Origin of the sequence: Paenibacillus sp. SN-8-1, assembly GCF_050995535.1 — a bacterium.
In the GTDB taxonomy this organism is placed as follows: domain Bacteria; phylum Bacillota; class Bacilli; order Paenibacillales; family Paenibacillaceae; genus Fontibacillus.
The window spans coordinates 1,269,584-1,292,500 of the sequence record NZ_CP194782.1 but is presented as its reverse complement, the minus strand read 5'-3'; the positions used below and the strand labels follow the sequence as shown (position 1 = coordinate 1,292,500).

25 protein-coding genes and 1 other annotated feature (1 of these 26 running past the window's edge) are annotated in these 22,917 nt (G+C 46.9%); all 25 genes read right to left on the bottom strand.

Annotated features, from left to right (window positions below):
* A protein-coding gene (locus ACRRNK_RS06130) for a LysM peptidoglycan-binding domain-containing protein (protein WP_433945900.1) crosses the window boundary here: on the bottom strand, positions 1-428 show its 5' portion. It extends 1,180 nt beyond the left edge of the window; 428 of the gene's 1,608 nt are visible here — the first part of the coding sequence; its start codon is at positions 426-428; the stop codon falls past the left edge of the window.
* A 168-nt stretch (positions 429-596) separates the two neighbouring features.
* A complete protein-coding gene (ilvE, locus tag ACRRNK_RS06125) occupies positions 597-1,478 on the bottom strand; it encodes a branched-chain-amino-acid transaminase (protein ID WP_433945899.1) in 882 nt (293 codons plus the stop codon).
* On the bottom strand, positions 1,478-2,368 hold the full coding sequence (gene pheA, locus ACRRNK_RS06120) for a prephenate dehydratase (RefSeq protein WP_433945898.1): 891 nt from the start codon (positions 2,366-2,368) through the stop codon (positions 1,478-1,480). Before pheA ends, ilvE begins: the two co-directional genes overlap by 1 nt.
* Before the next feature lie 5 nt (positions 2,369-2,373).
* Positions 2,374-3,342 (bottom strand): homoserine kinase, encoded by a 969-nt coding sequence (gene thrB / locus ACRRNK_RS06115; RefSeq protein ID WP_433945897.1) that lies wholly within the window; start codon positions 3,340-3,342, stop codon positions 2,374-2,376.
* A gap of 24 nt (positions 3,343-3,366) precedes the next feature.
* Complete coding sequence (locus tag ACRRNK_RS06110) at positions 3,367-4,650, bottom strand: homoserine dehydrogenase (protein WP_433945896.1); 1,284 nt, start codon at positions 4,648-4,650, stop codon at positions 3,367-3,369.
* Between the two features lie 45 nt (positions 4,651-4,695).
* Complete coding sequence (locus tag ACRRNK_RS06105) at positions 4,696-5,133, bottom strand: ACT domain-containing protein (RefSeq protein ID WP_433945895.1); 438 nt, start codon at positions 5,131-5,133, stop codon at positions 4,696-4,698.
* Between the two features lie 141 nt (positions 5,134-5,274).
* A complete protein-coding gene (gene obgE, locus ACRRNK_RS06100; RefSeq protein ID WP_433945894.1) occupies positions 5,275-6,588 on the bottom strand; it encodes a GTPase ObgE in 1,314 nt (437 codons plus the stop codon).
* Between the two features lie 21 nt (positions 6,589-6,609).
* Positions 6,610-7,200: a Spo0B domain-containing protein gene (locus ACRRNK_RS06095; protein ID WP_433945893.1), complete on the bottom strand. Its 591-nt coding sequence runs from the start codon at positions 7,198-7,200 to the stop codon at positions 6,610-6,612.
* Positions 7,201-7,471: 271 nt separating this feature from the next.
* On the bottom strand, positions 7,472-7,783 hold the full coding sequence (gene rpmA / locus ACRRNK_RS06090) for a 50S ribosomal protein L27 (RefSeq protein WP_127201018.1): 312 nt from the start codon (positions 7,781-7,783) through the stop codon (positions 7,472-7,474).
* A gap of 18 nt (positions 7,784-7,801) precedes the next feature.
* A complete protein-coding gene (locus ACRRNK_RS06085; protein WP_433945892.1) occupies positions 7,802-8,134 on the bottom strand; it encodes a ribosomal-processing cysteine protease Prp in 333 nt (110 codons plus the stop codon).
* A 13-nt stretch (positions 8,135-8,147) separates the two neighbouring features.
* Complete coding sequence (rplU, locus tag ACRRNK_RS06080; protein WP_433945891.1) at positions 8,148-8,459, bottom strand: 50S ribosomal protein L21; 312 nt, start codon at positions 8,457-8,459, stop codon at positions 8,148-8,150.
* Positions 8,460-8,472: 13 nt separating this feature from the next.
* Positions 8,473-8,549 (bottom strand) — a sequence feature (ribosomal protein L21 leader region).
* 80 nt (positions 8,550-8,629) lie between these two features.
* Positions 8,630-9,862: an Rne/Rng family ribonuclease gene (locus tag ACRRNK_RS06075; protein WP_433945890.1), complete on the bottom strand. Its 1,233-nt coding sequence runs from the start codon at positions 9,860-9,862 to the stop codon at positions 8,630-8,632.
* Between the two features lie 62 nt (positions 9,863-9,924).
* The gene (locus ACRRNK_RS06070) at positions 9,925-10,779 is read right to left on the bottom strand and encodes a M50 family metallopeptidase (protein WP_433945889.1); all 855 of its coding nucleotides are present in this window, start codon (positions 10,777-10,779) and stop codon (positions 9,925-9,927) included.
* Entirely contained in the window at positions 10,772-11,686 is a 915-nt protein-coding gene (locus ACRRNK_RS06065; RefSeq protein WP_433945888.1) for a peptidoglycan DD-metalloendopeptidase family protein, read from the bottom strand. The genes ACRRNK_RS06070 and ACRRNK_RS06065 overlap by 8 nt, the downstream gene beginning before the upstream one ends.
* 154 nt (positions 11,687-11,840) lie before the next feature.
* Positions 11,841-12,986 carry an FtsW/RodA/SpoVE family cell cycle protein gene (locus ACRRNK_RS06060; RefSeq protein ID WP_433945887.1) on the bottom strand — a complete coding sequence of 382 codons (1,146 nt, stop codon included), beginning with the start codon at positions 12,984-12,986 and terminating at the stop codon, positions 11,841-11,843.
* Positions 12,987-12,992: 6 nt separating this feature from the next.
* Positions 12,993-13,787, bottom strand: a complete 795-nt coding sequence (gene minD / locus ACRRNK_RS06055) for a septum site-determining protein MinD (protein WP_251377881.1) — start codon at positions 13,785-13,787, stop codon at positions 12,993-12,995.
* Between the two features lie 3 nt (positions 13,788-13,790).
* Complete coding sequence (gene minC, locus ACRRNK_RS06050) at positions 13,791-14,453, bottom strand: septum site-determining protein MinC (RefSeq protein WP_433945886.1); 663 nt, start codon at positions 14,451-14,453, stop codon at positions 13,791-13,793.
* 79 nt (positions 14,454-14,532) lie between these two features.
* Positions 14,533-15,060 (bottom strand): rod shape-determining protein MreD, encoded by a 528-nt coding sequence (gene mreD, locus ACRRNK_RS06045; protein ID WP_433945885.1) that lies wholly within the window; start codon positions 15,058-15,060, stop codon positions 14,533-14,535.
* The gene (gene mreC / locus ACRRNK_RS06040) at positions 15,060-15,932 is read right to left on the bottom strand and encodes a rod shape-determining protein MreC (protein ID WP_433945884.1); all 873 of its coding nucleotides are present in this window, start codon (positions 15,930-15,932) and stop codon (positions 15,060-15,062) included. The genes mreD and mreC overlap by 1 nt, the downstream gene beginning before the upstream one ends.
* Before the next feature lie 51 nt (positions 15,933-15,983).
* Positions 15,984-17,018 carry a rod shape-determining protein gene (locus ACRRNK_RS06035; RefSeq protein WP_127201008.1) on the bottom strand — a complete coding sequence of 345 codons (1,035 nt, stop codon included), beginning with the start codon at positions 17,016-17,018 and terminating at the stop codon, positions 15,984-15,986.
* 38 nt (positions 17,019-17,056) lie between these two features.
* On the bottom strand, positions 17,057-17,746 hold the full coding sequence (radC, locus tag ACRRNK_RS06030; protein ID WP_433945883.1) for a RadC family protein: 690 nt from the start codon (positions 17,744-17,746) through the stop codon (positions 17,057-17,059).
* Between the two features lie 50 nt (positions 17,747-17,796).
* On the bottom strand, positions 17,797-18,399 hold the full coding sequence (locus ACRRNK_RS06025) for a Maf family protein (RefSeq protein ID WP_433945882.1): 603 nt from the start codon (positions 18,397-18,399) through the stop codon (positions 17,797-17,799).
* Between the two features lie 142 nt (positions 18,400-18,541).
* Positions 18,542-19,708, bottom strand: coding sequence for an SPOR domain-containing protein (locus ACRRNK_RS06020; protein WP_433945881.1), 1,167 nt, complete (start codon positions 19,706-19,708; stop codon positions 18,542-18,544).
* A 121-nt stretch (positions 19,709-19,829) separates the two neighbouring features.
* A complete protein-coding gene (gene murC, locus ACRRNK_RS06015) occupies positions 19,830-21,209 on the bottom strand; it encodes a UDP-N-acetylmuramate--L-alanine ligase (RefSeq protein WP_433945880.1) in 1,380 nt (459 codons plus the stop codon).
* Positions 21,210-21,214: 5 nt separating this feature from the next.
* The gene (locus ACRRNK_RS06010; protein WP_433945879.1) at positions 21,215-22,579 is read right to left on the bottom strand and encodes a bifunctional folylpolyglutamate synthase/dihydrofolate synthase; all 1,365 of its coding nucleotides are present in this window, start codon (positions 22,577-22,579) and stop codon (positions 21,215-21,217) included.
* Positions 22,580-22,917 lie beyond the last annotated feature (338 nt).

Below are 22,917 nucleotides of genomic sequence, written 5' to 3'. Positions count from 1 at the left end.
TTCTTCCCTCCATAACCTATAGGAGCTGTGTTATTCTTCAACCCATTACCCGGAGAGCTTTCTGCATGGGGAACAGCCGTGTTTCCATTCCCACTTCCAGCTGATGGAATGTTTACAATGTCTCCGACATTCAACACATCAGGATTTGAAAGCTGCGGGTTAGCATTGATCAACGTTTGCAGCGGGATTCCCCAAGCGTTGGACAATTTCCAGAGGGTATCCCCTGACTTAACCGCATGCTTGTAAAGCACATTTTCACCCCCACCTATAGAAACGCCCATAGAAGGTACCTTCACTTTATCACCAACATTTAATTGTTCCGGATTCGCAATCTGCGGGTTGGCATCAATCAACTTTTGCAGCGGCACGGCATACTTCTTAGATAAATCATACATTGTATCTCCCTGTTGCACGATGTGTAGTTTCACGCGACAAAGACCTCCTAAAATTCTTCTTAGGGCCGTGATATTCGCCCGTTGCCCATTTAATACATCCTATGCAGTAGCCCGGGTTTTGACATCCTAGAAAATAAAAAAATCCTCTCTACCCTACTAAGGATAGAAAGGATCTCCACTTAAAAGATACGAAAATCAAGGTTATTCCCAGACTTTTACTCCGTCTTTGTCAACAATACTTCTAAATTCATCAAGCAAACGAAGAGTAATCGGTCCTGCGTGGCCTTCGCCAATAATACGGCCGTCTACTTCACGAACCGCTATAACCTCAGCTGCAGTTCCTGTGAGGAACACCTCGTCTGCGATATACACATCATGGAGCGTAAAAGGCTCTTCCTTCAGCTTATATCCAATTCGTTCACAGATTTCGATGATAGCCTGGCGCGTAATCCCCTCTAGCGCACCGAGGTAACATGGCGGTGTGGTGATAACTCCTCTTTTTACAATGAAAATATTATCGCCCGAGCCCTCAGTCACATACCCCTGAGCATTCATCATGATCGCTTCGCCCGCCCCAGCCAAGTTGGATTGAATCTTGACTAGAATATTATTCAAATAATTCAGCGATTTGATCTTAGGGTTGAGTGCATCAGGAATATTACGGCGAGTTGATACGGATACTGTTTTGAGGCCAGTCTTATAAGCTTCTTCGGAATAAATAGCCAGCTGCTCAGCAATGATGATTATAGATGCTTTAGGACAGCGGTTCGGATCCAGCCCCAAATTCCCTACTCCCCGGGACACAACAAGGCGAATATAGCCATCGCGCAGTTCATTGCGGCGAAGAGTCTCCACAAGAGCTTCTTCCATCTCTTGATAAGACAAAGGTATATTTAATTGTATAGATTTAGCGGAATCGTATAGCCGGTCCAAGTGCTCTTTGCACTTAAAAATATTGCCGTTATAGATGCGGATCCCTTCAAAAATACCATCCCCATACAAAAAGCCATGATCAAATACGGATACTTTCGCCCCCTCTTTGGTAACAAACTCCCCATCGAGGTATATCCACTGCTCAGCCATTAGTTCTGCACCTCCGTCATGTTATGCTCATAGGAATAGCTTAAATAAGACCCAAGAATCCGCACCTGGCAGCCCAAGGCCTCGATCTCGGCTATCGCAGCGGGAAGAAGCACAGAATCCAGGTTGTGAAGTACATCAATGTAGAAATAGTAATTTCCGAGCTTCTTCTTGGTGGGTCTGGACTCAATTCGGGACAGGTTCAATTTTCGCCATGAGAAAGCTGAGAGCACCTGGTGCAGCGCACCTGGAAAGTCAGATGGCAGAGTAACCAGAATACTGGTCTTGTCTTCGCCTGAAGGCTTCAGCTCCCCAAGCTTAGCCGGTCCGATCAAAACGAATCGGGTATAGTTATTGTCATGATCAGTCACTTTCTCAGCCAGCACATCCAGTCCATGCCGCTTCGCTCCCAGAATAGTTCCGATTGCAAGCCAGCCCTTATCCGGATTATTCTTAACTGTCTCTATCGCCTCTGAAGTACTAGGGGCATTCTCAAGATCTGCCTGCGGCATATGTGAGCGAATAAACTGCTGACACTGAGCCATAGCGACAGGATGAGAAATGACCTTGGTCACCTTCGACAGATCCAGCTTTCCATCCGGGGACAGCAATTCATCTCTTCTTCCAATCAAATTCTGTATAGAGGGATATACCCACTCTACCTGCATCGGAATATCGACTTCATGGACAAGCCAATCCATATGAAGAGAAACAGAACCTTCTATTGTATTTTCTATTGGAATCACACTATAGTCCGTGTCTCCGTTAGCTGTCGATAAGAATACATCTGAAATTTGTTTATAATGAACTAGCTCTACAGCTTCGTCTCCAAATAAATGCAGCGCTGCTTCATGGGATACAGTCCCGTCAGGTAATAGTGCAATTCTCTTCATTTGCTTCAATCTCCTTTAATGATATCCAAGAAGGAGCGCTTATCAGTACCTTCATCTATGCGGATTACACCTTCACGACTCGGCTCCAGCCACAGTGTCTTAGCGGTTATACCCTGCTCATTCAGCATTCCCAGAAGAAATTCCTCAAGCCCCTGCCCTGTTCCGGCACGCTTGTCAACAAGCGCGAGCAATGTAGGGCCTGCTCCACTTAGGGCGGCTCCAAGAGCTCCATGGTTAGCTGCCTCATTCAGAATCCGGGACATTCCCGGAATAAGAGAGGCACGGTAAGGCTGGTGTATCCGATCTTTCATTGCTGCAGAAATAAGATCAAGACGTCCTGATGAGAAAGCCGCGGTAAGCAGTGATGATCTGCTGATATTATAAACGGCGTCTGTTAATGATACTTGTTCCGGCAGCACATCTCTAGCTTTAGACGTAGATAATTGGAAATCAGGAATCGCTACCAGCACTCCAAGATCAGAAGAAGGTTCCATTCTAATATAATCAGCATGCTGGCCATCCCAAGAAGCCGCAATAATGCCTCCAAATAAAGAGGCCCCCACATTATCCGGGTGCTTCTCGAGGGCAGTCGCCATATCGAACAGCTTAGAAGAGGTTAATGGAGCTCCGATCAATTCGTTGGCTGCGACAAGCGCCCCTACGATCGCTGAAGCGCTGCTTCCAAGCCCTCTAGTTAGAGGTATATCCGAATACATTGAAATCTCAAGTTCAGGAATCGATACTCCGGCTTCCTCGAAAACAGATTGAGCAACTTGATAGATCAGATTGCTCTTATCTAAGGGAATCCCCTTCATTTCATCTCCATAAAGATGGAATGACGTTTGATCTGCTGCTTTCATCTCAATCCATGCATATAACGATAATGCCATACCCAAGGTATCAAATCCCGGCCCCAGATTCGCAGTACTCGCCGGAATTCTAACCCGAACACCATTTGATTGCGAAGAACTCATGACTTAACCCCTTTGTTATATAAATTATCCTTCAACACGATATACACTCTTAACTCGGCGGATAACATCCAGGGATTCAAAATGCTGGAGCACTTTGTTCATGCTCGCTTGGCTTGCGTCATGAGTTACGATTATAATCTCCGCATCAGTATGCTCATTCGGAGATTGTACTACCGATTCAAGGCTGACATCATACTCAGCGAAGACTTGAGTAATCTGGGCAAGTACCCCTGCCTTATCGTCAACATGCAGAAGCAAAAAGTTCTTATAACAAATTTCCTCATCACTCTTCAGCTTCTTCGGCTTGTAAGGAACGATCGCTTTCAGCCCATTAACGCCCAGCTTCAGGTTCTTGACTACAGCAACCAGGTCGGCAACCACGGATGTGGCTGTAGGCATCTCTCCCGCACCTGCACCGTAGAACATCGTCTCCCCTACGGCCTCACCATATACGTAGACCGCGTTGAACACACCGTTAACAGAAGCGATCGGATGTGATTTCTTCACCATGGTAGGCTGTACACTAATACTGAATTGATCATCCTGTCTATCCGCAATACCCAGCAGTTTCATCTCGTATCCGAGCTGTTTGGCATACAAAATATCCTCCTTGGATACACTCGAAATACCGCGAACGCTTACGTCACTTAATTCAACATTGGTCCGGAAGCCGAGTGTGCCGAGAATAGCCATTTTACGAGCTGCATCAAGGCCCTCTACGTCCGATGTAGGGTCGGATTCAGCATAGCCGAGTTCTTGCGCTTCCTTCAGAACATCCTCATAAGAAGCACCTTCCTGGCTCATTTTCGTCAAAATAAAGTTGGTTGTCCCATTCACAATCCCCATGATCTTCATGATACGGTCTGATGAGAAGCCCTCAATGAGGGTACGGATAATTGGTATCCCACCCGCCACACTGGCTTCATAGAACACATCGCACTGTTTTTCCTGTGCTTTGGCCAGAATTTCAGAACCATACAAAGCCATGAGATCTTTATTAGCTGTAACAATATGTTTTCCACGCTCAAGGGCTTCCAGGATATATTCCTTCGTACCGTCAATCCCGCCCATAACCTCAACAATGACATCAATCTCAGGATCACGAATGACATCAAGCGGATTATCGGTCAGTTTGCTGGAATCAATGGCGATATTTCTTGCTTTATCCATGCTTTTAACTGCTATCTTCTCAATTACAATCGGAGAACCTACCTGACTGCTCAAATCCTCCTGATGTCCCTCAACAATACGGACAACACCCGTTCCTACAGTACCCAGCCCCAACAATCCAACTTTAACAGGTTTCACCCGCATCTCCTCCTAATTCCTAACGATAATATATTTGCCCTCAATCTAACCTTGACCAATGACATGAACACGCCGTACTCCCGGGGTCGCCTGGAGAGTTACCGTCAATTCATCAAGTTCCTCAGTCAGATGTGAGATTTCTACTGAAATAACTACATTCGCTCTTCCTTGCAGCGGGATACTTTGATTAATCGTTAGCACATTTCCGCCAAAACCCGCAATTAAGGCAAGAACCTCTGACAGTCTGCCTGAACGGTGCTCCAAATCAAAAGAAATCGTGACAATTCGATCTCTCTCCAAATGATTAAGCACATGGATCCCATCTTTATATTTGTAAAAAGCACTACGGCTGATTCCCACCTGCTCCACAGCCTCATGCACGGTCTTCACCTCACCACCTGCCAAGAGCTGCTTGACCTGCAGTGTCTTGACAACGGCTTCTGGAAGAATATCCTCCCGAACCAAGAAATAACGTTCTTTCACAAACGTCCTCCTTAAAAAGACTGTTGTTCTCCTATAGTGGACATTATATAGGAAATAATCCCTTCGGGCAATAGATTTTAGTCTGTTTAAATAAAAAGAGCCGTCTGCTGTTCTTAAACTAAAGACAACAGACGGCAAGTATTAATAATAGTAACTGCTGCCTTCGACAAACTCGAATTCAAAATCGCCTATCCGGACTATGGTACCGTCCTCAGCGCCCCGTTTACGGAGTTCATCATCGATTCCCATATGGCGCATTGTCCGCGCAAGCTTGAGAATAGCCTCATGACTATTCAGCTGCATTCGTTTCATCATCCGCTCAATCGCAGGGCTTTCCACTATAAAGGCTTCATTTTCACGCTTGATTACGAAGCCTTCATCTTCTTTCTTATCGAGCTTGTAAATTTTGCGTTCATTCAATTCAGTTACTTCTTCAATCGCCGGTGCCTCCGGAATAGAATCCAGTAGATCGGCGGCCCGGTACAGCAGCTCTTGAATCCCTTCTCTTGTCAAAGAGGAAATCGGGAGGATTTCAAGATCCGGACGCACCTCGGCAACCTTTGCCCGAAAAGCCTCTAGATGCTCCGCGGCCTCAGGCATGTCCATCTTGTTCGCCGCTACAATCTGGGGACGATTCTCCAGATCCGCATTGTACAGCTTCAATTCCTCATTAATCTTCTGCCAATCTTCAAATGGGTCACGTCCTTCAGAACCGGCCATATCCACTACATGAATAATGACGCGAGTACGTTCAACGTGCCGCAAGAACTCATGGCCGAGACCCACGCCCTCGTGGGCACCCTCAATTAGACCAGGTAGATCTGCCATCACAAAGCTTCTTCCCTCACCTACATCGACCATACCCAAATTCGGCGTTATCGTTGTAAAGTGATACGCACCTATTTTCGGCTTGGCCGCAGAGACCACGGACAGCAAAGTTGATTTGCCGACACTAGGGAATCCAACCAGACCCACATCCGCCATCACTTTAAGTTCAAGAATAATGTATCTTTCCTGGCCTTCTTCACCATTCTCCGCAAGTTCAGGAGCCGGATTGTTCGGAGTAGCGAAACGAATATTCCCGCGGCCTCCCCGACCTCCGCGAGCAACCACAACCTGCTGCCCATGCCGGGTTAAATCCGCAAGAACCTCCTGAGTATCTTCGTCTATAATGACCGTGCCTGGCGGGATTCGAACGATCATATCGTCCGCGCCAGCTCCATGCTGGCTCTTATTCCGGCCCTTTTCCCCGCGCTGGGCTTTGAAGTGACGTTGATACCGGAAATCCATCAGTGTACGCAGGCCCTCATCGACCCGGAAAATCACATCGCCGCCCCGGCCTCCGTCTCCCCCTGCAGGTCCACCTTCCGGCACATACTTCTCACGTCTGAAGGAGACGATTCCGTCTCCACCGTCGCCGCCTTTTACATATATCTTAGCTTTATCTACAAACATGGATTCACCTCATTATATAGTTCAACATGGTATACGCAGCTCAAATGAGGCTTGCAGCGGTTCCGTCTGTTCTGCTCTAACCCGCTTGCCCTGAACCGTCTCTTCGATTCTCTGTCTAAGTATTTCAGCGTTACCATAGTCACCTTCTTGCTCAAACATCACAACAATTTCCTGATTCTCTGTAAAAATTGACATCCTGAGCACTAATACCTCTCCCCATGAAGATCGTCCGGCAAATTGAAAAGCACGCACGGTATCCATGATGGCTTCGGTCAGTTCCTCTGCTTGCCCAGCATCAAGCAGGCCGCTGAGCTGCAGTCCTTCCTCAATTTCAACATCCAGATGAATAGACCTGTTAACCTCACGGAACGACTGCAGATAAAATACCAAAGACGGAATGCCTAATTTGGAAATACTGCTCTCGATATTCATCCGTTCCTTTATTCTTTCCACACAGTGGACGAGTTTATCATGCTTTCCAAGCTGGATATAACCATATAAAATTTGCAAATCATTCATCCAGTCATGACGATGGTGTCCCAGTGTTGCTGTAGCTGTTCGCTGGAACGAATCAAGCAGCCGCTTTGTCTCATTATCCCGCTGACGCTTCATAAACTGAAAATAAGTCAGACCTATGAGCCCCCCCCATACGCATGCTGCAAGATGCAGAATGAGAGAATGCGCAAAATATACCGCTATCAAAGGTACTAATGCCAACATAAGGGCAACTATAGAAGCCGATTTACGATATTTCATAATTCTCCATTCCTTTTTCGGAGGTGACATCATTAACCAGTATATCACAAAAGAATTCTCGCCGTCCTAGTCAGATGCTAACTACAAAAAAGCCCCCGGCATAACTGCCGGGGGCTTAATCAAATTCTTACGCTTCAACTGCAGCCGCTACCGGAGCGACTTGGGCAGGGTAGACGCTCACTTTTTTGCGATCGCGACCCCAACGTTCGAATTTCACTACACCATCAACTTTTGCGAAGAGAGTGTCGTCTTTACCGATTCCCACGTTGTTACCTGGGTGAATCTTCGTACCGCGTTGGCGAACGAGGATGCTGCCACCTGTAACAGTCTGGCCGTCAGCGCGCTTCACACCAAGACGTTTCGCTTCACTATCGCGTCCGTTCTTTGTGGAACCTACACCTTTCTTGGATGCGAATAACTGGAGATCCAATTTCAACATTGTTGTCTACCTCCTTCTTCAAATATTGACATTCTTTATCTTAATATACTTGTCGTATGACTGTTCGATACTCTTCAGCATAACCACCAGGGATGACAACAAAAGCTGGGCCTGATCAAATGCAGGAGACTGGCTGGAATCCGGGAGAACCGCGTTCAGAAAACCGTTCTTCATTTCCGATTCCATAACGATACCGGTAAGTTCTTCAATCGAGTTGACTGTACCTACTGTGACGGCGGAGACGCCTGCACATACAATATCTTCACCGGCCTTGGCATAATTCGCATGACCTTCCACTTTGAACCCTTGAATAGCACTGCCGTTACGGCGCAATATGGAGACGATAATCAATTACCGCACCTTCTTACGCTTGGATTTTCTCGATGGTCACTTTCGTGTATGGTTGACGATGACCTTGTTTCTTACGGTAGTTCTTCTTAGCTTTGTATTTGAAAACAACCACTTTCTCGCCTTTGCCGTGTTTCTCAACTTTCGCTGTTACACTTGCACCGGATACGAGTGGAGCTCCTGCTACCAAGCCGTCATCTTTAGAAACTGCCAAAACACGATCGAAAGTAACACTCTCGCCGTCACCAGCATTCAATTTCTCGATGTAAAGAACATCTCCTTCTTGAACACGGTATTGCTTGCCACCTGTTTCAATAATTGCGTACATTTGTCTGCACCTCCTCATTTCTCAGACTCGCCTGATTCAGGTGATGCCAAGGCATACTTACTGACCCGATCGGAGCGGTTACAGCATGTGCAGAAGAGTTCACTTAAGACACATACTAAATTATAATAGCATGGACACCCTTCAAAATCAACTCTATCTTTCCACTTTTCTTAACGTTTCACTCTACCCGTACCTTGACATACTGTACAAACATCAAAATGAGCTCCGCCGTTGCCTTCACGCATCTTCTTACGGGTCAGCTCAAGCAGGCCGAGCTTGGTCCAGCCAAGAATATGATGTTGAGTTCGGTCAGGTCTCATTTTCAATTCCAGCATATTCAATACGCTGCTTCGGTTATCTTCAATCTCCATGTCGATAAAGTCGATGATAACAATCCCGCCAGTATCCCGAAGACGAAGAAGCCTCGCAATTTCAGCCGCAGCCTCCAGATTAGTCTGATATACCGTATCTTCAAGATTATCCGTACCCGTGAATTTACCCGTATTCACATCTATTACAGTCAAAGCCTCAGTCTGGTCCCAAATCAGATATCCGCCACCGGGCAACCAGGTTTTTCTCTGGAAGTCCTTATTAAGCTGCTGCTGAATACCGTATGCTTCAAAGATAGGCTTGTCATCCTTATATTCTTGAACTCTCGGAAGCTCCCCTTGAAGCATTCCCTCCAAGAAGGACGCTGCTTCTTCTGCCTGCTTCTTATTATCAAGTATCAGCTCTCCAGTCTGAGGTATATACACGTCTCTCATTAACCGCTGAACCATGCTTAAATCCTGGTGGAGAAGACCAGGGACCTGGACTGTCTCTGATCGGCTCATAATAGCTTTCCATTGTGCACGCAGAAATAGCAAATCTTCCTTGATGGCTTCAGCCCGTTCGTTCTCTGCCACAGTCCGTATGATTAAACCTTCTTCTTCCAGGCGAAGTTCTTCCCCGAGTTGCCTGAGGCGATTCCTCTCACTCTCTCTCTCAATCCGCTTGGATACAGCAACATACCCAGATATGGGCATATATACAATCCATCTTCCAGGCAGTGAATAATGCGTAGTAACCCGGGCACCCTTCGTCCCCAGAGCATCTTTAACAACTTGAACAATAAGTTCTTGTCCAACCTTAAGGAGCTCCGTAATGGATGGTTTGAGCTTTGGCTGCTTCTCTAAATGAGGATGCAGTACATCGTCAATGTAAAGGAAAGCATTCTTCTTCTGCCCGATATCCACAAAAGCCGCCTGCATGCCTGGAATTACATTAATTACACGCCCTTTAAACAAACTGCCTACCACGCCAGTCTCTTCAGAACGCTCAATCGCGAACTCCACAAGTCTGCCATGCTCGAGCAGTGCCATCTGTGTAGAGTCCGGCTCGCAGCGAACAATCATCTGCTTCATATACTCACCCCTACTTACGCTCTGCCGTACTGTTGCCATCAAATTATACCATGGAAACAGGTTCAATGATCCGATCTCCCCGTCAAATAGGAGGCAATAACCTTCTGTTCCGGTACAACCGCCATAATCTGGCCCTCATGGTTCATTACATAGATAAAATGATATTTCTCTCGCCTTAATAGACGCAAGATCCTGTCCAAAGGTTTCGATGTCTCTGCAATAATAGGCTGTACCAGACTGCCTTGAATCAAATGCTGTGAGAACGATTTGTCCCGGTTCATTAAGAAACGGAGAAATCGATAATGGACATTTCGGTAATCGGTCATATTGGAATACAAGAGAAAGCTGCCGATCAGCAGCAAATTAAGCTGAAGAGCACCACCCATAAGCCACAGGCCTACGGCATAGATAATAACTAGCCCGCTGAACAGCACACTTATCCTGGTGCACCAAAGAATGGTCGAATGGTAAGATAACGACAAGCTGCATAGGGCCTGACTGATCTTTCCGCCATCGAGGGGAAGGATCGGCAGTAAATTAAACAATGCAATCAGCAAATTACACTTTATAAAGTAAACCGGAAAAGCCCCTTCCCAAACTCCATTCTGATACAGAAGCAGCGTGATTCCGATTAAAAGCAGGTTTTGAAGGGGGCCCGCTAACGCGATTACAATCTCCTTTCCCGCTGTAATATTCCCGTTGTCCTCCATAACAGCATTACCGCCGAATGGAAGCATGGTTACGGATATTACGGGGATACCAAACCATCTTGCAGCGGCCACATGGCCAAGCTCATGGACAAAGACGATACCGAAGAGGGCAATCAGCTCGAGAAATCGGCCAGTGAGGACGGAGGCGAGCATAATGACAACAAATAAGGGGTGAACGGAGAACTGAATCCCTGCGAATCTAATCAAAAGACACCATGTCAGACGGGTCAATATAATGACCGTCCTTTTTCATAGCAAAATACAAAGCTTTCGGATTACCTGCCTCCGAGCTCTTTAAGCCGCCTATTACTTCCCCTCCTTCAACCCAGTCCCCTTCCTGAACATTGGTAATGCTCAAGTGTCCGTATATCGAGTAATAGCCACCTGCATGCTGTACTTGCACCGTTAGTCCGGTATTCACGTCTTGGGTAACCTCGGTTACCCGGCCTGTATCAACGCTTTTCACCTGCGAATCGCCAGATTTGAGGCTTTTGACAGAAGGCAGCACCTCTACCCCTTTCAAATTCAAAGCAAACGGCATAGCAATAGTTCCCTCCATAGGAGAGGAGAATATTCTCAAACTCTGAACTTTCTGCCCCTTGTCCTTGGTCTGACCGAAAATAGGTATGAAGGAAGGCGCCCCGCCAAAATGCTCTTCGTACCAGACCTGCGCGGCCCCAAAATCAATTTCCTGCGTAAGCGCCTTAGCGACAAATTGACGGATAGGAAGCGACCACGCGGGCTGATAGCGAAAAATGCCCCATAGCCCACCAAATATCATGCAGCTAACCAAGGCACGCAGAAGGAACATTTTCCAGAAGGAAGCTGTTCTACGGGGGGTTCCTCTGCCCGGATCTCTCATATTCATCGTTTCTATATCCTCTACCCATCTAGCATTGTTCTGTTTCCAAATGAGCTCCGGATCAGGCTCCTGATATTCAGAGACATTTGTATGATTAGTGTCCTTAATGGGTTCCTGTATTATCTCATAAGAGGAAGGATGTTCAGATGCCTCCCATAGCGGCTTACTAAGCATGGAATGATCCAATGGAGCGGCTAAGAGTTGTCTGATCCGCTCTTCTCTGCGCTTTTTCACACCTGACTTCAAGTCCATAGCGCTACTCCCCTTTACAGCTTGTATAATATAGCTTGTTTCATCTTATGAGGAGTAACCGCTAAATATGAACATGTACCTCCTTAACAACAAAAAACCGGAGCATAAGAGGCAACTGCAAAACAACTGCAGATCGCTCCGTACTCCGGTATATTCAGACATCATATTTCTCCTGATGCAGACTAATGCTAAAAACAATGCCAATACTCAGCATGTTCAGCAGCAGTGATGTGCCCCCATAACTTATAAAAGGGAGCGTGATGCCAGTGATGGGCATTAAGCCAATCATCATTCCGACATTTTCAAATATTTGAAAGAGAAACATGGCTATAATCCCCACGATTATATATGCCCCACGCTTATCATAACACCGCATAGCTATTATGATCATTCTATAGATGAATAGAAAATAGACCATCATAAGAACCGAAGCGCCTACAAATCCGAACTCCTCACCGACCACGACAAAGATGGAATCCGAATATGGATAAGGAACAAACTTCCTGTTCTTCAAATCTCCCTCCATATAGCCATCTCCCAGCAGGCCTCCAGAACCAATCGCAATCAAGGCATACGCAGATTGATGCTTATCATCACGGGATGCCTCCCCGGGATTGACGAAAGTATTGATCCGTTGATACCAATGGAGCTTGTCATGATCATACATAAAGTCGTGAATTTGCTTATTATACGTATTAAACACAGTTACAAACAAGATAAGGCCAGCAACCAAAGCTGTAAGCCCCATTATGACATGATTATATTTAATGTTGCCAATCCACAGCATGCCTACCAGCACAACCAGATATATAATGGCATTGCCGAGATCCGGCTGAATTAATACAAGCAAAAAAGGCAGAAGCGTCACCCCGGCGATCGGAATCACGTCTTTCCGGAAATGTAGAGGGTGTCCGCCGCGCTTGCCTAACAAATAAGCGGTTGTGAGGATCAGGATGAACTTGACCAGTTCTGCAGGTTGGAATTGAAGTCCTCCTGGAAGCATAAACCAGCTCTTGGCCCCATTAATGTCTGCCCCGAATAAGTAGACCGCCACCAGCAAAAGACAACCCGCACCATAAATATACCAGCTGTAATCGAGCAGAACCCTGTAATCCACCAAGGAAACGGCCAGAATAACAATGAACCCTAACACGTAAAATATCAGGGTTCTAACGTCATAGCCATGGAATTGATCAAGCGAGGGGGCAATCGCACTTCGCACAAGTAGAAAGCTGAAGATCATAAATACGCCCAGGATAAAGACCATTGACCAATCTAACTTTTTTAATTTGAAAAGCAAAACCGATCAACCCATTCCAAAAAACTTCTTAAAGCGCGTAAACGCGCCCTTTTTCTGATCCAGCTGCATCAGGGGAACCGTATCACCCAGAATACGCCGAGCTATGTTGCGGTAAGCAATCGCAGCCTTGGAATCGGGATTCATGACCGTCGGCTCGCCAGTATTCGCCGCTTTAATTACGAGCTCATCATCAGGGACAATCCCGATTAAGTCGATATTCAGCACTTGCAGAATCCCTTCGATATCGAGCATGTCTCCGGACTTAACCATATTTACCCGAATCCGGTTGACAACCAGCTTGGGAGATTTAATGTGGGAACTTTCCAAAAGTCCAATAATCCGGTCCGCATCCCTAACTGCTGCATGCTCCGGAGTGGTTACCACAATGGCCTGATCCGCGCCGGCAATGGCATTCTTGAATCCCTGCTCAATTCCTGCCGGACAATCGATGATCACATATTCATACTCTTTCTTCAGTTCAAGAATGATATCCCGGACTTGTTCCGGAGAGACGGCATTCTTATCTTTGGTCTGTGCAGCTGGAAGCATATACAGCTCATCAAAGCGCTTGTCCTTCACTAGCGCCTGATTTAAGCGGCAGCGCCCTTCTGCCACATCGCATAAATCATATATAATTCGATTCTCGAGTCCCATGACAACGTCAAGGTTGCGAAGACCAATGTCCGTATCAACCAGACATACTTTTTTTCCAAGCAGCGCAAGCGCTGTGCCTATATTGGCTGACGTCGTAGTCTTTCCGACGCCGCCTTTCCCCGAAGTGACGACAATAGCCTCTCCCATAATCTACACCCCTTTAAATGAGCTTAAATCCGGCCGTACTCGGACAATATTCGTAATTTTGTCAATTTGCATGGCTCCGTCCTTCAAATAAGCAAACTCCATGCTTGTCTCTCTATTCTCCCATTCATCCGGGGGTCTGCTAATGACCTCCGCAATTCTGAGCTGGGTTGGTGCCAGGAATGAAGCGGCTATAACAGCTGCTTCGTTCCCGTTAACCCCGGCATGCGCCATTCCCCGTAATGCACCTATTATAAAAATATCTCCCGTACATTCTAATGTACCGCCAGGATTCACATCGCCCAAAAACAGCAAATTCCCATCGTGATGAAGAACCTGCCCTGAACGGACTATCCCTGTATGAATCGTCAATTGATTCTGGTCCGCGGTCTGCGGGTCCAATGCCGGCGTGTCAATTGAACGGATAAGCAGATTTCCCTTTTGCTTAAGCGTGTCCAGAATTTCATTCTTTTGGTCCTCTGTAATCTCTCTCAGGCCCACCTTTACATCTACATGAATGATAGGCCCGGTTAAAATATTCTGATGGCTGTGTTCCACTTTATATTTAAGATCTTCAAGGAGCTCTGAGAATTCACACTGATCGTCAAGCAGGAATATCAGGCCATCTTTGGTGCCTTTTATAGTTACATGGTTTGATTTTACTGTCATAAGCCTGTCCCTCCCCTTACATCAATTCGTGAATGAGCCTCCCATTTCCTCCTTCGTCATTGAAAATGACGTCTGAAAGTCAAGCAGCCTCCTCCTGGGGACGCCGTTTCACGAGTTTATCGATTTGACGGCGCAAGGGCACGTAAATGGCCAGAGCAAAGATCAGCTGTACAATCATGGTTGGAATAATGTGGTCAACAAGTGCATAGGTGTAAGGCAATTTATAAATCTTAAATATCGTATATATGCCGAAAACCATAGAATCCATCAGCAGACTTCCAATCACGACAACAATCATCATGACCAATAAAGAAGCTCGCCGGGAACGGAATACGAGTCCCATCAAATAACCCGATAATCCCATGGAAAAAGAATAAGTACCGATCATAATGCCATAAAACACCACATCATGAAGCATACCGAAAGCTAATCCTAACATTAGTGCAATATAACGATGATCGTAGACTGCCGAAAACAGGATCACTACAAAGACAAGATGCGGAATGATCCGTGTCTGCCAAGCCCCTGGAATCAACAGTGGAACAATCGTGGTCTCCACGATGAATAAGAGAAATAACAGCAGGGTCATCACATAACGACGTGCCATTATTTCGGTACCTCCCAAGTGATTACAACAAACAGGCTCTTCCAGTTCTCGAAACTGGCTGCAGGCTTGATTGTTGCGGTGGCCGTTAATCCGTTACCAGGCTGGCGGCTTACCACAGTACCGATAGGTAAGTTCTTAGGAAAAGCTCCACCCGCTCCAGAAGTTACGATTTGATCGCCTTTGGCAAGCGGATCATTCTGATTAATCTTGGTCATGAGAAAGGTACCCGTCTCCTGGTCATAATCCTCAATGATCCCGAAAGAGGTATTCTCCTTCCCAACGGCCGTAGCCGCGATACCAGGTGAAGTAATGTCTCTGGAATCCATGGAAGTAAGCAGCTTAACCGTGGAAGTAAAGTTACTTACTTCACTAACAATGCCGACCATGCCTTTATCTGAAATAACGGTCAGGCCTTTTCTGATTTTGTCATTGCTGCCTCTATTGATTACCAAAGTTCGGTTGGCAGGATCGTTATTCACACTAACTACATCGACGATGGCCAGGTCAAATTTGTTACTATTCTTCTGAGCCTCGGTGAATTTAAGATCATTCTGCAAGCTCTCTACCTGATTCTGCAAGGCATTAATCTTAGGCATTTCACGGGAATAATGGGCCATCATAATCTTCAGCTCTTTGTTCTCTTCCTGAAGAGAACGCAGATTGCTGATATCTTCAAAGAAGCCCGCTACAGCGCGAGCGGGCTTGTAGAATACAGATTGGACAAAGCCTACCGTATCCTTGATGAACTTCTCGGGCCAGGACAAGCCTGCCCGTGGTCCGAGTGTAAATCCCATCACAGCAACAAACAGGATAAGTCCAATCAATAATATAAACAATCTCTTGTTTCCTAGCAGCTTAAACAGTTCCAACACCCTCTTATCTTACTTTTTCTCTCCCAATACAAGGGCTGTCTTCTTCGAACACTATCTTCTAGATTTGATGGCTGAACTGCTTCTCGATTTGAACAAATGAATATTATCTAGTGCACGGCCTGTTCCAATAGCTACACAGTCCAGCGGATTCTCTGCAACAATGACAGGCATTCCAGTCTCATTGGCAAGCAGTTTGTCCAGATTGCGAAGCAGTGCTCCACCACCTGTAAGAACAATCCCCCGGTCCATAATGTCGGCGGCAAGCTCTGGAGGACATTTCTCAAGCGTTACTTTAACAGCATCCACGATCGCATTAACCGTATCGCCCAAAGCTTCTGAAATCTCATCCGAGGTAATGGTAATGGTCTTAGGAAGCCCTGTCACCAGATCACGTCCCCGAATTTCCATAGTCTCGACTTGATCCAGCGGCATTGCAGAGCCCACATCCATCTTGAGCTGCTCTGCTGTTCTCTCACCGATCATTAGATTATATTGGCGTTTGATATACTGAATGATAGATTCATCCGCTTCATCACCTGCAACCCGAACAGAACGGCTGGTTACAATACCGCCAAGTGAAATGACCGCCACTTCGGTTGTTCCTCCACCGATATCGACAACCATACTGCCTGTTGGCTCCCATACCGGAAGATCAGCCCCAATAGCTGCTGCAAACGGCTCCTCAATCGTGTAAGCTTCACGAGCCCCTGCCTGCTTTGTCGCATCTTCAACAGCACGCTGTTCAACGGCTGTAATTCCGGAAGGTACACACACCATTACATTCGGATGGCGTTGGAACAAAGAACGCTGCTTCTGAGCTTGACGAATGAAATATTTAATCATAGTTGCTGTTGTATCAAAATCAGCAATGACCCCGTCTTTCATTGGACGGATTGCACGTATGTTCCCCGGTGTTCTTCCGATCATCTTTTTCGCGGATTCGCCAACAGCTACAATGGCTTTTGTATCTGTATTAAGAGCGACAACTGACGGCTCTCTAACAATAATTCCTTTTCCACGGATATAAACAAGTGTATTTGCTGTTCCCAAGTCAATTCCCAAGTCTTTCGTAAAACCACCTAGCATGCTGTAACTCCCTTTCCTTATGTGTCTAAGCTATTATATTACATGAGACCTTGCTCCTTCAAACTAACGAAAATCCCATCCCCAATGACGATATGATCCAGGACATCGATTCCTACGATTTGACCTGCTTCACACAGTCTCTGCGTAATCTGGATATCTTCCGGGCTCGGCGCAGGATCACCGCTCGGGTGATTATGAGCACACACAACAGAAGCACTGCTGCATTTAATGGCTGCCCGAAAAACTTCACGAGGATGAACAATGGAGGCATTCAGGCTGCCTATGGAGAGTGTCTCTTGAGCTATGATATGATTTTTTGTATTCAAAAATAAACAGACAAAATGTTCCTTCTTCAAATAACGCAGCTGCTCCATCAACAAATCCGCCGCATCACGCGGGCTTCGAATCGTAGTCGGGTCCGGCTTTCTCTCCCCTGACACCCGGATTCCAAGTTCAAATCCAGCCTTAAGCTGGATCGCTTTGGCTTTTCCAATTCCTTTGGTCTGCATTAATTCTTCCACACTGAGATCCATTAAATTCCGAAGGCCTCCGGCCAGATTCAGAATTCTCTGTGCCATATGCAGCGCAGACTCCTGACGTGTTCCGGTTCTCAGGAGTATTGCAAGCAGTTCGGCATGGCTGAGCGCGCCAGCCCCATATTGCATCATGCGTTCTCGTGGTCGTTCATCATGGGGGATGTCACGCAGCATGTAGGTTGCTGGCTCCATCGTAACTTCCTCTCTTCCATAATTCGTGAGCAGCACCATGATGTTCTGGATTATAATACATAAATATCAAACTGCTTAAGCATTTCACTTAAAAGAGATAACGGGAGACCCACTACATTGAAATAGCAGCCCTGAATTTCAGTGACAAGTGTCGCTCCAAGACCTTGAATGGCATAGGCACCAGCCTTATCCAGTCCTTCCCCGCTCTCTGCATAAGCTGATATTTCAGCCTCGGATAGTGCTCTCATCTTAACCTTCGTAACGCGGTAATCTGTCAAAGTATGCCCTGTCGCCCCGTCTATACAAGTCACGCCAGTGAATACCTGATGGCTTTGGCCTTGTAGTGAACGCAGCATGGAGGCCGCCTCTTCCCTAGAAGAAGGCTTCCCTAAGACTCGTCCATTCAGCACCACAATAGTATCGCTTCCGACAATAACCGAGTCTGTTCTTGCTGGAACCAGGGATTGGTAGACCGCTGAAGCCTTGCGAAGCGCAAGTTCAGATACGATTCGCTCAGGGGCCCAGTCTTCAGGTGTTGTTTCGTCTGCATGACTTGGAACGATTTCAAATGGAATATGTAAGCCTGCAATCAATTCCCTTCTTCTAGGGGACGAAGAGGCTAGAATAATTAGACGTGACTGATTATTTTCCAAAAAAAATGAATCCTCCTTTTGTAGATTCGGATTCCTCGCCATTTTTTGACACTTTATTATTATAAGGTTAATTCCATAGCAATACAAACACAAATCCGGCATGGGGAGGTATTTCCATATCCCAGCCGGATTTGCAGGCTAATTACAGTTTATCGATTCCCAGAAGTTCCTTCTGAAGAAGGATATACTCCATCATGGCCGTTTGGACCTCCCATAAATGGGTTTTGGAACCATTCAAATTATATTGCCCAAATGCCTCGACTGCCGTGTTCATCGCTTTTTCCATGGCTTCGGCGGTTTTCTTCCTATCACTTAGCAGCCCGCCCTTAACGGCTGAAGCATTCTCAGTCCATTCACGGTGTTTTTCTTTTAAATTAGCTACTTCGGCCTGACTTTGCTTCTGGGCATCCTTCGTCTCGAGCAGAGAGGCGGAGGTGACACTGAGCAGCTTAACCAAATCTGCGCTTTCCTCCAGATACTGATCAAGTACGCCTATATCTCCGCTGTACTCGATCTCAGTCTGCGCTGGATAGAGTATCTCATGAACGATCAAATTCACACCGCTTGACTTCAGTTGACTGCTCAGCAGCTTGGCCTGTTCTCTCTCAGTAGACACTCCAGCATATACCCGTTTATTATCAAGCGTGTCTCTGGCCGCAGCTACACCTGATTGCTGGAGTTCTTCCTGAGCCTGCTTCACTCCTTGGGACGTACTGAAGACTCCATATTGGAGGAAGTAATAGGCTTGTTCAGGCAGTACCGCCTTTACCATCGGAATATTGCCTTTCTGGGTATCCGGATTATCCGCTTGACCCAGAACAGATACCGATGACGAGCTTACCGTGCTGTCCGGTTTGACCGATGATATTCCTGGAATGGGCAGAGAGATGTCTTTGTTGAACAGAGATAATACGACAAATCCGAACAAAGTACCTGTAACTAGAGCAGCTGTTATGGACCCCACAATCCTCCATCTGGAAGACCGTTTTGGAGGAATATAATACACGTCATCATGTGAGGCGATATCATCGCTCAGCGCGGTATTCATCTCGAGGAGTTTGTTATCTTTGATTTCAGGAATAAATTCAGCACCCGAATGAGTATGAGTCAGGAACGGCTCACCCCAGTTCCCCAGAGGGTCCATAACAAGGGGAGCAGATACATAATTGTTCTGCTCAACATGTTCAACTTGTTCAGCATGTTTCGAGTAATCAGGGGCTGCTTCTGCTTCTATATTATTTTGCGGCATAGCCTCAGTTCTCTCCGCCTGTGGCTCATCAAATCGAAATGTCATTCTTGCCTTATTCACCTGACACACTCTCCTTGTCCCAACTATATAGATAAGCTATATGTTGGAGCTGTGGGAGTTATGCTAGAAGTTACAAAACAATAGAAAAAACCGCCAGGAAGCCCTGACGGTTCGTGTAATCTTATTCGGATTTCAGTTGATTCGCTAAAGCATAACCCACTTTATAAATATCTCCTGCGCCCATAGTCAGAATTAGATCACCAGGTCTAATCCGTCCTTCAAGATCCGTAATGACCTCTTGTTTCGTAGGAATATAGCGGGCACTTGCATTGCTGTTCATCTTGATAAGCTCCACCAGCTTGGAAGAGTGAACGCCCTCAATCTGCTTCTCACCCGCAGGGGAGTAAATATCGGTAATGATCACTTCGTCGGCCTCCGAGAAAGCACGGCTAAAAGCGTCCAGCAGGAAGAACGTCCGCGTATAGCGCTGCGGTTGGAACACCGCAATAATTCTTTTGCCCGTGGCTTTGGCAGCGTTAATCGTTGCCTCAATCTCGGTCGGATGGTGGGCATAATCATCAATTACCAGAATATCCCGAGCTTCGCCAAGGACCTGGAAACGCCGTTTGGCCCCAGAGAACAGAGCGATGGCTCTTACGATATCCTGAAAAGGAATACCTGCCTCCAAGCATACGATGATCGTAGCCATTGCATTATAGACATTATGTTGGCCTGGAACCGACAATTCTACTTGTCCAAGGGATTCCCCTTGAGTGCTAAGCGTGAAGGTAACCTTGCGGTCTCCAAGGATAATGTTCGAAGCCATATAATCACACTGCTGATGAATACCGTAGGTAATCACCTGGCCAGAGAGGTTAGGAAGCAGTTCACGGATATTCTCATCGTCACCGCTTACTACCGCCTTGCCGTCCGGCTTAATCTGATTCAGGAACTGAACATAAGCTTCCTTCAATCGATCAAAGTTACCATCATAATTCTCAAGATGATCGGCTTCAATATTGGTTACGACCCCAAGAGTCGGATGGTATTGCAGGAACGATCCATCGCTCTCGTCAGCCTCGGCCACCACATACTCACCCTGTCCTGCCTTGGCATTGGTGCCAATATTCATGATTTCTCCGCCGATAATAAAAGTCGGATCTGCCCCGCATTCTTCCATAACCAGAGCGATCATGGAGGAGGTTGTTGTCTTCCCGTGGGCTCCTGCAACCGCGACTCCTTTACGTTCATTTAGAAGGCGAGCCAGCATTTGAGCCCGGTGAATAACAGGAATTCCCTGTTTCTCCGCCTCTACCCGCTCCACATTATCCTTAGGCAGCGCGGTGGAATAGACAACCAGATCAGCTCCTTGCACTTGTGATGCGGTATGTCCGATATATATTTTCGCCCCCTTGGCGGCAAGCTTCTCAGTTAACTCTTGGGAGGCCACGTCGGATCCGGTAACTGTATAGCCCATCTCCAGCATGACGCGGGCGATCGCGCTCATTCCATAGCCGCCGATGCCGATAAAGTGTACGTGTTCTATTGTTGATTTGGACAAAATGTTCACCAACCTTTTTCAGAATCGGTTTGATGCAAAAGGGCTGCGCGCACGTCGGAAATCAAATAAAGCGTGCCTGAAACCACCCCAAGATCTTCCCGTTCCGTCCGCGACTTCAGCAGCTCAAGAGCTGCCTTCCAGTCACGTTCTACTATAACTTCCAAACCTGGCTTCGCTGCCGTATCCCGCAGCTGCTGTACCAGTTCATACAGATTCTGCGCTTCCATCGCCCTGCGAAAATCCGGCTCGGTAAGGATAAGCGTATCCACTATTGGTAATATATGCTTCAAGTAGGCGTGATGATGCTTATTGCTAAGCATCCCCATCATCAAATTAAGTTTATTGTATTGAAAATTCTCTTGAATACTTTTCGCGAGCGTCTCAGCCCCTTCCGGGTTATGCGCTCCATCAATCACAATCAGCGGTTCATCCGAAACCCGCTCCATTCTTCCTGCCCAGAATGTATCCCTGAATCCGGCAGTCACATCTTCATCCTCAAGCACAAAAGCCATATACTGCCTTAATACCTCAAGCACCATCATGACTCCGGCCGCATTCTTGCATTGATGCTCTCCCAGTAGAGAGATACTGAACTCAAAGCTGCGGAATGGCCCGCTGAAAGTCAAGTGCTGCTCAGTAGATGTGACATCTTGACGCTTGTATTCAAACTGATCGCCAAGCAAATAGAGTGTGCTCTTCTTGGCAGCGGCTGTCTCTTTCAGAACGGCCACAGCCTCAGGCTGCTGGACACAGCTGACTACAGGAACGCCCGGCTTGATAATTCCAGCTTTCTCCCGGGCAATCTGTTCGATGGTATCTCCCAGAATATCCGTATGATCGAGGCCTATATTCGTGATCAGAGAGACAATCGGTGTAACAATATTAGTAACATCCATTCTTCCACCAAGGCCTGTCTCCCATACTACAACGTCGGGATAGCAGACTTCGGCAAAATACAGGATGGCTATCGCCGTACTCACCTCAAACATGGTAGGAGAGCCAAGCTCGGCCTGAGCCAGCTCCTGAACATGCGGATAGAGGCGGTTCGCAAGTTCAACCAGAGTCTCTTCCGGAATGTTCTCCCCGTTATACTGGAATCGATCCGTGAATTTAGTGATATACGGGGACGTAAAGGTTCCCACCGTATATCCGCTGACTACTAGCGTTTTTGTCAAAAAAGCGCAGGAAGAGCCTTTACCATTCGTTCCCGCTACATGAATGAACTTTAACTTCCGGTGCGGATTATCGAATCGCTCCATGAGCGCTTCTATCCGTTCCAGACCTGGCCGGATGCCAAAAGGGATCAAGCCGTTAATCCAATCGACTGCTTCTGCATAGGTCTGCAGAGGGGTAGTTGTGTCGTCCTGCATGTTAGAACCTGCTCCTTTGGTGGGATTACCCTCCCAAACCCTCCCTACTAGGGAGGGCCCCAGAGGGACTTCCCTCTGGACACCCGAATGTTTTGGTGGGAGGCGGGGTGATGAGCACCTGATCTTCTGTGACGCATGGAGCGCTTTTCACCCCCTTTGGGGGTACGCTTGACTTTTGTGCTCCTGCCCGTACTTGGATCATGCGTGCTGCAAGCCGCTTGTCACCCCCATTCGGGGGTACGCTTTAGGCAAGGCGCTCCTACTAGGGGGCTTTTATTGTTGCTGCGTGCAGGGAGCGCTCTCCCTTCGGGATGCGCTGCTCTTTCGACGCATGGCAG

What these genes read in the sequence shown, in the direction of transcription:
- ilvE (WP_433945899.1), bottom strand. Translation starts at nt 1,478, where the DNA reads ATGGCTGAGCAGTGGATATACCTCGATGGGGAGTTTGTTACCAAAGAG.
- pheA (WP_433945898.1), bottom strand. Translation starts at nt 2,368, where the DNA reads ATGAAGAGAATTGCACTATTACCTGACGGGACTGTATCCCATGAAGCA.
- thrB (WP_433945897.1), bottom strand. Translation starts at nt 3,342, where the DNA reads ATGAGTTCTTCGCAATCAAATGGTGTTCGGGTTAGAATTCCGGCGAGT.
- obgE (WP_433945894.1), bottom strand. Translation starts at nt 6,588, where the DNA reads ATGTTTGTAGATAAAGCTAAGATATATGTAAAAGGCGGCGACGGTGGA.
- ACRRNK_RS06095 (WP_433945893.1), bottom strand. Translation starts at nt 7,200, where the DNA reads ATGAAGCGTCAGCGGGATAATGAGACAAAGCGGCTGCTTGATTCGTTC.
- rpmA (WP_127201018.1), bottom strand. Translation starts at nt 7,783, where the DNA reads ATGTTGAAATTGGATCTCCAGTTATTCGCATCCAAGAAAGGTGTAGGT.
- rplU (WP_433945891.1), bottom strand. Translation starts at nt 8,459, where the DNA reads ATGTACGCAATTATTGAAACAGGTGGCAAGCAATACCGTGTTCAAGAA.
- ACRRNK_RS06075 (WP_433945890.1), bottom strand. Translation starts at nt 9,862, where the DNA reads ATGAAGCAGATGATTGTTCGCTGCGAGCCGGACTCTACACAGATGGCA.
- ACRRNK_RS06065 (WP_433945888.1), bottom strand. Translation starts at nt 11,686, where the DNA reads ATGGACTTGAAGTCAGGTGTGAAAAAGCGCAGAGAAGAGCGGATCAGA.
- minD (WP_251377881.1), bottom strand. Translation starts at nt 13,787, where the DNA reads ATGGGAGAGGCTATTGTCGTCACTTCGGGGAAAGGCGGCGTCGGAAAG.
- minC (WP_433945886.1), bottom strand. Translation starts at nt 14,453, where the DNA reads ATGACAGTAAAATCAAACCATGTAACTATAAAAGGCACCAAAGATGGC.
- mreD (WP_433945885.1), bottom strand. Translation starts at nt 15,060, where the DNA reads ATGGCACGTCGTTATGTGATGACCCTGCTGTTATTTCTCTTATTCATC.
- ACRRNK_RS06035 (WP_127201008.1), bottom strand. Translation starts at nt 17,018, where the DNA reads ATGCTAGGTGGTTTTACGAAAGACTTGGGAATTGACTTGGGAACAGCA.
- radC (WP_433945883.1), bottom strand. Translation starts at nt 17,746, where the DNA reads ATGGAGCCAGCAACCTACATGCTGCGTGACATCCCCCATGATGAACGA.
- ACRRNK_RS06010 (WP_433945879.1), bottom strand. Translation starts at nt 22,579, where the DNA reads ATGCAGGACGACACAACTACCCCTCTGCAGACCTATGCAGAAGCAGTC.